The sequence below is a fragment of the Nonomuraea sp. NPDC003707 genome, assembly GCF_053587055.1.
Map to the genome: position 1 here is coordinate 1 of NZ_JBSFNK010000094.1, position 11889 is coordinate 11889.

The 11889-nt window shown below is 66.1% G+C and carries 8 protein-coding genes and 1 pseudogene; 5 read left to right on the forward strand and 4 right to left on the reverse strand.

Features of this window, described 5'->3' with window-relative positions:
- Window positions 1–742 (forward strand): ISL3 family transposase (locus ACWDRB_RS67095; protein WP_449912670.1); only part of this gene is annotated, 742 nt, incomplete at its 5' end.
- Between the two features lie 68 nt (window positions 743–810).
- Window positions 811–1059 carry a hypothetical protein gene (locus tag ACWDRB_RS67100; RefSeq protein ID WP_449912671.1) on the forward strand — a complete coding sequence of 83 codons (249 nt, stop codon included), beginning with the start codon at window positions 811–813 and terminating at the stop codon, window positions 1057–1059.
- A gap of 170 nt (window positions 1060–1229) precedes the next feature.
- On the opposite strand, the gene ACWDRB_RS67105 is transcribed toward ACWDRB_RS67100, so the two are convergent.
- From ACWDRB_RS67105 to ACWDRB_RS67120, 4 genes are all read right to left on the reverse strand, one after another.
- Entirely contained in the window at window positions 1230–1736 is a 507-nt protein-coding gene (locus ACWDRB_RS67105; RefSeq protein ID WP_449912673.1) for a hypothetical protein, read from the reverse strand.
- A 180-nt stretch (window positions 1737–1916) separates the two neighbouring features.
- On the reverse strand, window positions 1917–7364 hold the full coding sequence (locus ACWDRB_RS67110; protein WP_449912675.1) for a DNRLRE domain-containing protein: 5448 nt from the start codon (window positions 7362–7364) through the stop codon (window positions 1917–1919).
- A complete protein-coding gene (locus ACWDRB_RS67115; RefSeq protein ID WP_449912676.1) occupies window positions 7345–8232 on the reverse strand; it encodes a hypothetical protein in 888 nt (295 codons plus the stop codon). Before ACWDRB_RS67115 ends, ACWDRB_RS67110 begins: the two co-directional genes overlap by 20 nt.
- Window positions 8138–9631 carry a hypothetical protein gene (locus ACWDRB_RS67120; RefSeq protein ID WP_449912677.1) on the reverse strand — a complete coding sequence of 498 codons (1494 nt, stop codon included), beginning with the start codon at window positions 9629–9631 and terminating at the stop codon, window positions 8138–8140. The genes ACWDRB_RS67115 and ACWDRB_RS67120 overlap by 95 nt, the downstream gene beginning before the upstream one ends.
- A gap of 21 nt (window positions 9632–9652) precedes the next feature.
- Here ACWDRB_RS67120 and ACWDRB_RS67125 point away from each other — a divergent pair, with 21 nt between their 5' ends.
- The 3 genes and pseudogenes from ACWDRB_RS67125 to ACWDRB_RS67135 all read left to right on the forward strand — a co-directional run.
- Window positions 9653–9892 carry a hypothetical protein gene (locus ACWDRB_RS67125; protein ID WP_449912679.1) on the forward strand — a complete coding sequence of 80 codons (240 nt, stop codon included), beginning with the start codon at window positions 9653–9655 and terminating at the stop codon, window positions 9890–9892.
- A gap of 272 nt (window positions 9893–10164) precedes the next feature.
- Window positions 10165–10749 carry a dihydrofolate reductase family protein gene (locus ACWDRB_RS67130; RefSeq protein WP_449912680.1) on the forward strand — a complete coding sequence of 195 codons (585 nt, stop codon included), beginning with the start codon at window positions 10165–10167 and terminating at the stop codon, window positions 10747–10749.
- Between the two features lie 853 nt (window positions 10750–11602).
- Window positions 11603–11716: pseudogene (locus tag ACWDRB_RS67135) on the forward strand (IS5/IS1182 family transposase); the annotation flags it as partial.
- Window positions 11717–11889 lie beyond the last annotated feature (173 nt).

Below are 11889 nucleotides of genomic sequence, written 5' to 3' on the forward strand. Positions count from 1 at the left end.
AGAATCCCGACACCGGAAATATCGGCAGGTCGTCGACCGGTGCCATGTCGGCTTCACCGACCTGACCGGCCGCCAGGGGCTGCTGGGCCAGGTTGAGGGCCGCGTCTCGACCGTGGTGGCCGCCTGGCTGACGGCCCAGCCCGCCACCTGGCGTGGCGCCATCACTCATGTGGCCATCGACATGTGCGCCATATTCCGCTCGGCGATCCCCGCTGCGCTGCCACACGCGAGGACCGTCGTCGATCATTTCCACGTGGTGCAGCCGGCCAATGCCAAGCTCGCCGAGCTGCGCAGGCGGCTGACCTGGAAGATGCGCGGGCGCCGGGGCCGCAAGGGCGATCCCGAATACGATCATCGCAGGCTGCTGCGCTCGGCCGCCGAGGAGCTCACCGATCAGCAGCGCACCGTCCTGGAACGGGACCTGACCAGGATCGGCACCTACGGTCGGCACATCCTGGCCGGCTGGCACGCCAAGGAGAAACTGCGCGATCTGCTCGATCTGGCCCGCGCCCGCCCTGCCCGCTCGCAGATCAGCCACCGCCTGCACGCCTTCTACGCCTGGTGCGCCGACCATGCCTACCTGCCCGAGTTCGTGACGCTCGCCGCGACCGTCGAGGCCTGGCAGAGCGAGATCGAGGTGTTCCTTCCCGCCGGGATCACCAACGCCAAGAGCGAGGGGACCAGCCGAGTCATCAAGCTCAAAGCCCGGCTGCGTAGTAGGTCGGCTGGTTCGGCAGTTTGATCGTTCCGCCAGTTCGTCCATTTGATGATGCCGGCGAACAGCTCGGCTGCTCGCCGGTAGGACAGGGGTTGAGGAGGAACTCCTCAACCCCCGATCCGGCGTGGGCGAAACCCGGCCACGCCTCGTCCCGGGAGCTCGCCGTCGCCACGGCCGACATCGGCTGCAAGCGGGCAACCGGGCTGGTCGCCGCCCGGTCCGCCGCTGACAAGGCCGTTCAGCTCGATGCCATCGCCGCCCACCGCCGGGACTTCGACCGGTTCCGGCGTGCCCGCGACGCCGAGCTGCGCGCGGCCCGGCAGGTCATCGGGAACGGATAGCGGCTGCTGCCGCCGGGCTCTGCCGGAAAATAGCCGACCCAGGTGTCAGCAGGGGTGATCGCCGCCGGTCACCTCGCTGCACCGCGATCTTCACCGGTACCAAGCCGACCGCCCACCCCACCATCTCCCTGACCCGTGGGCGGGCCTGGCGGCTCCAGCGCCCGCGAGGCTCAGTCGATCTCCAGGGAGGGCTGAGGATGATCAAGCCATTCCCTCTCCAGCCGGACGTTCGTCCGTTGCTCCACGATCGCCATGGCCCGCGCCCGGACAGTGAACGCGTCCCGGGTGCCACCGAGCAGAGCCGCCTCTTCCCGGAGAGCCTCGGCGTTCGTGCCGTGAATCCCTTTCGGATCGAAGTCGCGGACCTCGGCCACGACCCCACCGTCGGCGGCATAGAGTAGCCTGCGGGCTCCGGTGATGTTCCACTGCACATGCCAGACCTGCGCGCCCGAACTGACGCGCCCCAGCATCGGCTGCTCCCCGACAGGCGTGAAACCCTCGGCTTGGAAGAGCATCACCGACGTTCCGGACCGCCGGAAGGCCGTCAGGTCCGCGTAACCGGGCTCGTACTCCTGGAACTGCGGAGTCGCGCCACCGGTGACACGGCGCCCCACCTCGTCGAGAGAAAGGCTTCCGGACTCCGGCACGATCACCGTCCATGCCATCCCTTCGCCCATCCATGCCACCTCTTTCAACAAGCTTCGATAGCGCCGCACTGACTCTTGGAAATCTGAAGGATTCAAGCGGGGTTCCCTCCTATATGCGCCTCCGTCGCCGTGCGGCAGGCTGGCTGCCGCACGGCGACGGAGGCTGCTTCTCATGAACGCTAATTCTGCGACACGCGCGTCACGTCCCGGTTATGGCCACTTCGTGTATCCGCCTACAGCAGGTTTCCAGCAGTTGGAATCCATCGACGGGTTGGACGGTGTGGCCGGATAGGGTAGTAGCTTGGAGGCGAACCGCGAGAACCATGGATCGTCCTTGTACAAGAGCCGGTCGCGATTGTAGAAGCGCGTCATGGCCTTGCCGGCTTTACCGTTGGGGCCGGCCGCCGTGCCCGGCATGGCGCACACCGACAAGTTCCTTGCTCTGTCCCCGGCCGGTGTCCGCTCCACGGCGGATGCCGGCGGAAACTCATCGCACTCCATATGGACCATGGGAGGTACGGGAGTGCCGTAGCTCGGCCAGAGACTTCTGCATCTGGTGGTGGCTCGTCCGCGGTTTCGATCGATCTCCGGCTGGCCTATCCGATGCAGGTAGTTCTGTGCTCCGGGGTTCTCGTTGGCCGAGGTCGCGCAGCCCTTGATGATCTTGTCGGGCCTCTTGGGGTAGGTGTCACCCTTGTCGTAACAGGCCTTCCAGTAATGGATGTAGGCTTCGTCGTAACCAGCCCCGAGCTCCCATTTGATGGACGCTGCCGCGGGCATCACACACCCTCCCGGAAACTGCTTCGAGATGTATGTGGCGGAGTCGCACCGGATGGTGAACTGCTGCGGCGTGGCGCCATGGCCCCATTCGAACTTGATGGGATCTGCCCACTCGTCGCTGTCGGTCTTGATCCATGGGCTGAAGTTGCAGTTCGAGATGAGATCGGCTCCGCTCGTGTCTCCGGGAGCGGCGCGGAACCGCCAGGTGGCGAGCTTGGGCCACTTGTCGTCGATCGGATTGCTGAGGGCCCGCAGCTCGTTGCCCTTTTTGGTGATGTTATTGTTCTGTGCGCTCCCGTTCCATGAGGTGATGTGACGGCACGCCGTCTGCCCTCGTGCCGGGCTCAGACCGAGCGTATAGTTCGCGTCCAGGAAATCGTAGTCAGTGAACCTGAACTCATTGACATAGACGTCGAAGTACATGTCCCGGCTGGTTCCACCGGGGGGAACTCCGTCCGGACCGTTGAAGGTGCTGGCGACGAGCATCAGGTAGAACTGCCCGGTATCCGCGCCGTCACCGGCGAATTTGATGCTGTGCACCTGACATCCGCTGAAGCGGTTCTTCCGCCAGGTCGCTTTGTATCTGTCGTTGTCCTCGAATTTCTTCCAGCATTCTTCCGGGTCCACGCGATCGTAGGTCATGGGTTGCGGAGCGGCCATGGCTGTCGTGGACCGTCTGTCACCCTGGCCGGCGAGCGGAGCGAACTCCTCGGAACTGCTGCCGTCCACCAGCTCAGCGATCTCCGAGTGGGACAGGGCGCGATCGTAGGCCCACACCTCGTCGAGAGTGCCGTTCATGCTGGTGCCGAGGGTGAGCGGCCCGGTGGAATTCCAGGTCGGGAAACTGATCGGCGCGCTTGCCGACACCTCCGTGTCTTCTTGGCTCTCGTCCAGCACCGGTAACCCGATGGTGTTGCCGTTGAGGTAGAGAGTTGCAGTGCTGCTCTGCTTGTCGTACACGGCCGCGATGTGGAACCAGGAGTTCGCGGGAGCTTTGACGCCCGATACGACGCCTTCCGATCTCGCGTCGGCGGCATCAGACGACGTCAAGCTGAAGGTCAGGCCGTCTTCCGGGTCGTTTCCCAGCCGGAATGGCGCCGTATTTACGCCGTCTTGTCCAACAATGGTGTAAGCGCCGTTCTGGTCGTCCCACCTCACCCATGCCGCGACGGTGAAACTTTGATCGGTGCGTAGCACCGGCCCGGCCGTTCGCGCCATCGGTCCTGGTCCGGCTTGAGTCAGATCGAGCGTGACGTAGTGCCACGCGGCCCAGTCGCTCGACACCTCTCCGGCGATCGCCCTGGCACGCCACCGGATGGTCCATCCGTCCGACAGCTCTCCGTGGGGCACCGTGATGCTCGCCTGCGTGCCCGATGCGAGGCCGTCGACGGATCCAGCCCAGATCTGCCCAGTGCCTTGCCCGGTGGTGTCCGGGTCGTACTCGACTTCGAACTCGGCCCGGACCGTTTGCCCGGCGGGCCCGGTCACAGTCGCCTTGAGCGTCGGGCTCAGTACGTTCGTGATCGTTTGGCCGCCTATGACCGTTGACGGGGTGAGGACGAGATCGGCCACGGCCGGCTTGGGCACTGCGACAGTGGCCGAGTGCCACTCAGACCAGGGAGAACTCGTTTCTCCCGCAACGGCACGAGCACGCCAGCGCACCTTCCACCCGTCGGTCAGTACCCCGGCGGGGACATTGGCGGTGGCCTGCGCGCCGGAGGCCACGTTGTCGACGGCTCCATCCCAGATGGGGCCGCTGCCTTGCTCCGTGGCTTCTGGATCGTGTTCCACCACGAACTCGGCACGAAGGGTTCCACCGATCGGGTTGCCGACCTCGGCGCGGAGTGTCGGAGTGAGCGTGGTGACGATGGTGGTGCCGTTCACCTGCTCTGACGGAGAGATCTGCAGAGCTCCGATCGCGGGCTCGGAAGCGGGCGGCGGAACGTCTACGCTCAGGCTCTGCCAGCCGGACCACGGTGAGCTGACCGTGGTGGCGGAGTTGATCGCGCGGACCCGCCACCGGACGTTCCAGCCATCGGTCAGCTTGCCCGCAGGAACGGTGAGCGCGGCCTGGGTCCCGGAGGCGACGTTGTCGACGCCACCGGCCCAGATCTGCCCGGTACCCTGCCCCGCCGAGGCCGGGTCGTGTTCGACATCGAACTCCGCGCGAACCGGTTGCCCCGCCGGGTCGCTCACCATGGTGTGCAGGGTGGGCGTCAGGCTGCTCGTGACCGTCTGACCGTCGACTACCTGTGACGGCGTGACGCCGAAAGGGCCGACGCTGGGATTCGGCACGTCCACGGTGGCCGTCTGCCACTCCGACCACGCAGAGGTGGTGGAGGCGGCGGCGTTGGCCGCGCGGGCTCGCCAGCGGATCTTCCAGCCGTCCGCCAGCTTCCCGGCGGGGACGCTGACAGTGGCCTGGCCGCCGGAGGTGACCGTCTGCGAGGCGCCGGTCCAGATCTGGCCGGTGCCCTGCCCAGGCGCGGCCGGGTCGTGCTCGACCTCGAACTGGCCGGTGAGGTTGCCGCCGGCGGGGTCGGCGACGGTCGCGGCGAGCTGCGGGGTGAGCGAGCCGGTCACGGTGACACCGTCCACGGTCTGCGCCGGTGTGATGGCCGGGGCGGAGACGGCCGGTTGCGAGGCCGGTCCGCTGGTGGTGATGGTCAGCGTGGGCGGCTGGTTGAAATCGGTGTCTTCGGAGGAGGTGAACACCCGGTAGTTGTCGATGTTCGCCTCACCGGGCGACTTGAGCACCAGGCCGTGGTTGGCGGCGCCGGCGGCCCAGTCCTGGGCGATGCCGGTGACGTTCCAGTCCATGCTGTCCGGCCAGGTGGCGCAGTCGGAGTTGACGCCCTTGAAGTTTGTCGAGGCGTCCTCGGTAGTGAAGGCAGGCTTGGTGGCCCAGTACAGGTTGTCCGGGTCCCATGCGCTGGTCAGCCGGGCGACCTGGATGCCGTTGGTGAGCGCGGGGCCGCAGTTGTGGCTGTCGACGGTGTTCATCGACAGCTTGGCGTCGGTCACCGTGCTGCCCTGCAGGCCCGGGGTGTCGAACTTCAGGTGCGTCCGAATCTTCATCCCGCCGGTCATGGTGCCGGCCAGGAGGTTCGGGCCGCTCGGGTAGGCAGGCGAGTCCACGTCGAGCGTGCTGACATCGACGTCGGCGCCGACGGGCAGCGTGACGGCCGCGGCCACCCGCACCGGGTAGGTGGTGCCGGCGTCGGCCAGGAACGCCTGGTCGAGCTTGACCACCAGGTCCGTGCGGCCGTCCTTGGTGACCACGTCCGTGCCGGCCTCGGCGCGCTTGGCCAGTGGGCCCTTGGCGCTGCCGTCCGACACGATCGGCCGTGTTCCTGCGGCGACCAGCTTCTTGCCCTTGCCCTTCAGCAGCAGCCGGCCGCCCTTGCCCTCGGTCAGGGTCAGGCCCTCGTCATCTACGCCGATCCGCAGCTCCAGCGGCTTCGACGGCCGCTGGCGCAGCACCACCTCATACCGGAACCCGGTCGACAATGCCGTCACCACCAGGTCGGCGCCCACTCCGGCGGCGTCGGTGTAGGTGGCCACACTGCCCTTGACGGTCGGCTTGGGCAGCGGCGTCGGCCAGCGCAGCGCGTACGAGTGCCCGTCGACCTTCATCTTGACGAAGGCGTCCTCGCCGCCATTGGAGATCTCCACGACGGCGCCCTGGGCCATTGCCTTCGGCTTCAGCTTTCCGGCCTGCTCGACGAGCGTCGGGTCGATCGGGATCCACGTGCCATCCCGCTTGACTCGGACCGGCTTCGCGTGGGCTTCGGTCGTGAACCGCGTTCCGTCCGGTTGTGCGTAGGTGACGCTCATCTCAGTGGTCGCTTCAACGACCTCTACAGGCTTGCCCGCAGCGACCGCCCTTCGCGCCGCTGATCGCAGCGCCGGCGCCAGGCTCTGGATGGCAGTGGTCTCGCCCGCTGCGTCGCCGGCTCCTGTGTTCGTCAGCGCGGAGTTCGTCACGCCAGGTGTCCAGGTGACGCCGTCGCCGACGGCCGCATCGTGCCCGCTCCCGGAAGAATCCGCGGCGGTGCTGCCGGTTCCTTCAGTGAACGACCAGCGGGCCGCCACTCCGTCGACGGGTGGCGGCAGCGGCGATTGAAGCTCATCAGCGGACGTCACGCTGTCGTCCACGGCGTTCGCCAGCTCCGCCTGCATCGCTGCAGGAGTGATCGGCTCCGGCGACGGAACCGTCGCTTGCAGCCGCCCCTGTGCGGCGAACGCTTCCAACTCCTCCGCGGTGCGCGGTGTCGGCTCGCCGGGGGCCAGGATCACGACCGCTCGTGCCGGCTTCACTTTGGGCTCGAAATCGACCGTGAGCCTGGGGCCGTGGGCGGGGTAGCCGCTGGTCTGCTCGCGGCTGCGGTAACGGCGCCAGTTCCGCAATTCGGATTCGTCACCGGCGCGGAGCTGGAATCCGTAGTTCGTCTCGCCGTCCGCCCAGTCCTGGACGATGGTGTCGACTGAGTGGATGAGGTCGTGCTCGTAGTTCATCGAGCCGGCGCAATCGGGGCTGTACGCCCCGTACTCGGTGTCCGCGCCCACGTCGGTGACCGATGGCTGGTTGCCCCACTGCAGGGTCAGATGGTCCCAGTCGGAGGTGACCCGCCGGGCGGTGATTCCGGAGCCGACGAACTCGCCGCAGTCGTTGGACAGGTAGTTCCACAACTCCAGGTCGGCGTTCTGGATGTTCGAGCCCCAGAACGGGTCGGTCGCTTTCGGCAGCGGGAACTGAATGTAGGCGCGCCAGCGCTTGGCGATGCCGCTGGCGTAGGACTTTCCGACCCACATCTGGTCGCGGTAGTGCATGTCCCAGCTGTCGGTGAGGTCCACGTCATTGATGTACGTGTCCATCGGATCGCCGGGGGGGGTCGCCCCCGAGCGTGCACTCGTACCAGTCGTCGTCGATGGCGGCCATGGTCACCGGGAACGTGGTCGCCGGGTCGGCGAGGAAGGCCGCGTCGGGGCTGTACACCAGCGCCGAGTCGTCCAGGCTCACCTGGGCCCTGCCGACCCTGACGGTGCCGAGGTCGGCGTTCGCGTCGGCGGCCTTCGCGTCCAGCAGTGCCGCGGGGCGGATGTCGAGGCTGTGCTTGCCGTCCTGGTTCTTCAGGGTCGGCTGCCCCTTGGCGTTCTTACCGAAGGAGATGCCCTTGGGCAGATCCACGGGGACGCGGAACGTCACCGGCTCGGCCGGGCGTTGCCTGATGACGATCTGCTGGCGGAACCCGGTCGGGGTGGCGGTGACGACCAGGTCGATGCCCTTGCCGTACGCGGACGGGTAGGTGGCGGCGCTGCCGTTGAGCGTGGGCTTGGGCAACGTGCGGGGGGCGTCGATCCGGGCGGCGAGGTCGCCGCTCTTGCTCCTGATCGCTTCGGTGTCGCCGCCCGCGGACAGGGTCAGGCCGCCCTTGGCCGCCTTGGGCTTGATGACTCCGTTCGCCTCGATGAGCGTGGTGTCGATCGGTGTGAAGCCTTTGCCTTCGGCGTTCTTGACCCGGATGGGCTCCAGGTACTGCTCCATCCGCAGGGTCTTGCCGTCGGGGTTGGCGTAGTAGGTGGTGTTCTCCGAGCGCAGCGACTCGATCTCGATGCGCCGGTTGTCCTTCTTGGCCTGCGCCAGCGCCTTACCGGTGGGGGTGGCGGGAGCGCTCGGCGGGGTTGTGGGGGGTGGCGTGGGGTCCTGGGCGAGCGCGGGTGCGCTGATGAGCGAGAGCGGCACGGCGAGGGCTGCGATCAGGGCAGCGCGGCGTCGCGTCCGGCTGGATAAGCCGGACGCTGTTCGTGATGGTTTCACTCGAGCCTTTCGAACAGATGTGGCAAAACGGAGTGATCATCACATGTGTTGTGATCTTATGTAAAGATCCTTTTTGGGCGGGGAACTTCCCATCCCGATCTCGGATCAGATAGCGCGCCCGGCAGCTCGCATCGTTCAGGTCCATCACCAGGTTCTTGATCGCCTGAGTGACCCAGTCGGCGCTCGGGTGAGCGGTGGTGCCGAGCACGCGGATGCGCCTGGTGGCGTGCTCGATGACGGCCAAGACGTACTGGCGCTGCCCGTTCAGAGTGACGGTCTCGAAGAGGTCGGCGGCCAGTATGGCATCGGCTTGGGAGCCCAGGAAGTCGGCCCACGTGGTGGACGCCCGCTCGAGCGCCGGATCAAGACCTTCCTGTTTGAGGATCTCCCACACCGTGGACGGCGCGACCTTGATGCCGAGGGCGGTGAGCTCCCCGTGGATCCGCCGGTACCCCCAGCTGGGGTTCTCCCTAACCAAGCGCAGGATGAGTGTGCGGATGGAGCGGACGGTGGGCGGGCGGCCAGCCCGTTTCGGTCGGCACCTACGGGCATGACTGCGCCTGCCGAAAATTCCATCCGTGCAGTTCAAGCGGCATGTGCGTACTCGTGGAGGACTCCGCCGAGCCGGTCTCGTCGGCTTACGCTGCGGTTGACGATTAGGGCTGGATAGGTGATTGAGTCCGGGGGGAGCGCAGTGGAGCAGCTTGGTCCAGGGCTTGATGGGCTCGGTGCTGGTTGTAGAAGTGTTCGTACTCACGCAAGGCGTGCGCAGGTGGTGTTCGTTCCATACGACGAGGTAGCGGTCGAGGAGTTCGCGGCGGCAGGACTGCACCCATCGTTCCATGATCGAGTTCATTCGAGGTATCCGGATGCCGGTGCGCACTGTCTGGATGCCTGCGTCGGTGAGGATCTCATCCATGAGCGGCGGGAACTTCCCATCCCGATCTCGGATCAGATAGCGAGCCGTCGCCTGGATGACCCAACTCGCGGTCGGGTGAGTGGTTGTGCCCAGCACGTGAATGCGCCTGGTGGCATGCTGGATGATGGCCAGGATGTACTGGCGTTGTCCGTTCAGGGTGACGGTTTCGATGAAGTCGCAGGCCAGTAAGGCGTCGGCTTGGGAGCGTAGGAAGTCGGCCCAGGTGGTGGATGGCCGTTCGGGTGCTGGATCGAGGCCTTCCTGCTTGAGGATCTCCCAGACGGTGGAGGGTGCGACCTTGATACCGAGCGTGGTGAGCTCTCCGTGGACCCGTCGATATCCCCAGCCGGGGTTTTCTCGAACCAGGCGCAGGATGAGGGCGCGGATGGAGCGGACAATGGGCAACCGCTGCGCCGGGCCGAGGGGATGACGCTGGTGGGCAGCGGCACGGACCTGCGTCCGGGCATCGCCAAGGCGCTGCGGGCAAGCCCGCGGCCGGATGTCATCGTGGTCCTGACCGACGGACAGACCCCGTGGCCGCAGGAACGGCTGGCGTCCCGCGTGGTGGTGGGGCTGTTTTCCCGGACCAAGCGGTCGTACGAGAGCGATCCCGACTACGTGCCGGACACGCCGCCCCCATGGGCACGGGTGGTCGACATCGGCTAGGCACGTCGGCCTTGGCGGTCCTACGTTCCGGCTCCGGTGTCACCGAGCTACGCGGGCAGGAGTGCCGAACACGCTCAAGGATGGCCAGGGACGACCATGGAATCCCGGGGCGGTACCGGGTTGGCCACTCCTGCAAGGCAGTACGAATGTCCGCCAAATGTCCGGCCCCCACCGCTTGCTATGCCTGCGTCAGGAAGGAAAGGTACCTAAGCGGATGCACGAGCAGGAGGCGCGGCCCAGGAGTTGCGTCGTCGAAGGCAAGGAGCAGACTCATGCCCTCATCGGCGCTCTATATGTCGATGTCTCTCGACGGGTACATCGCGGCACCGAACGACGGGCCGGGTAACCCCGGCGGTGACAACTTCATGCGGCTGCATGAGTGGGGCCTCACGCCGGACGGGAAGCAGCGGACGGACGGGACAGCCGGGAAGATCTTCGACGAATGCAACGCGACCGGCGCGATCGTGGTGGGACGACGGACTGCCGAACAGGTCGATCACTGGGGCGGCGATCACCACGGCCGCGGTGTGCCGATCTTCGTACCCAGCCACCGGCCGCCCGGCCCGTCGGTCGCGAACTATCCGCTGGTGACTTATGCGACCGATGGGATCGAGAGTGCGATGGCACAGGCGAAGGCCGCCGCGGGGGACCGAGACGTGCTGGTGCAGAGCGGGGACACGGCCCAGCGGGCGCTGGAGGCCGAGGTGCTGGACGAGCTGCAGATCCACCAGATCCCGGTGCTGTTCGGCGGCGGACGCCGGCTGTTCGACGTCCTGCCGTCCCGCGTCGAGCTGGACATCGTGCGGGTCGTCGACACGCCGGAGTCGACCCACATCCGCTACCGTGTCCGCCGCTGAGTGCCCATGGATGGCGGCAATCTCGCAGATCGCAGGTCAAGGCCACTTCCCATGATCGGGAAGCGACCTTTTCGATCATGCAAAGCCGTTCGCACGCTCGTTCCGCTCCTGTGTGGGATGGGGAAGCCGTAGCGGTGCGAGATCTTCTTGAGGGCCTCAACGCACGCTGCGCCCCGTGCGGCATCAGAACGGCTGAGACATGCTCCGGACAGACCTGAGATCTGACCGCTCGTGTACCCGTAACCGCGCGGCGACCGCCACGATGAACTTTCTCAGCGTTCCAGAAAATCGCCCAACTGTTAATATGGGTAATGTCGACAGTAATCCACGTAATGGGACACGTCCTAAATTGAGGCTCTTGTCCGCATCCGATAGCTTGTGTACGATCACTTCCGTCGAGCCTTGGCGAAACCAGGATCGCCTGGGACTTCGCGTTCGGAGGTGTCCCGTGGCTTCAAAACTCAGAGCACGAAAAATGCTCATCACTGCGGCGATTATTGCCGCCGGTATCGCTTTTGCAAGCCCGGCCCATGCCGTGGACGAAGCACCTGGCGGAGGTCAGGTCACTACCAACGGTTACACATGGTCCAATTAATATCGGTCGCGAATCGACAGCTCGTCGGCCAGCTTTGAGAACGAATCCCGCCGGAGACACAATGCAGAAGCCCGTTCCTTAGCGGGAGCGCAAACAAGCAGCCCAGCGCTTTCGGGTCTCCTCATTAGGTGAGACGGAGATCGTCGCCTGCTTCGGCATCGAAGTGGCCACTGCGTGGCACTATCCGTAAGGCATCCGCCCACCTCGCCTGGAACGGGTGTTACGGGTGACCAAGCGTGCCGCCTACCCCTACCCGGTCTGGACGGCACGCTCATCCCGATCGACCGCGTGGCCGCCGCTCGGCCCTGCTATTTCGGCAAGCGCAAGAAGCACGGGATGAACATCCAGCACCCTTGTGGACCCCCGGATCGCTGCTCGGCTACGTGTGCAACCTCAAAGCCGCTCGAATCTGGGGCATCCTGCGCCGTGCGACTTAAGGTCGGAAACACTCACTGAGGTGATCTCAGCGAAATAGTTCGGACGAATTGGGATTTCTTGGACGCCGCTGGTGGCGTTCCGGGCCTATCGGGAGGAGTTGCCGAAGG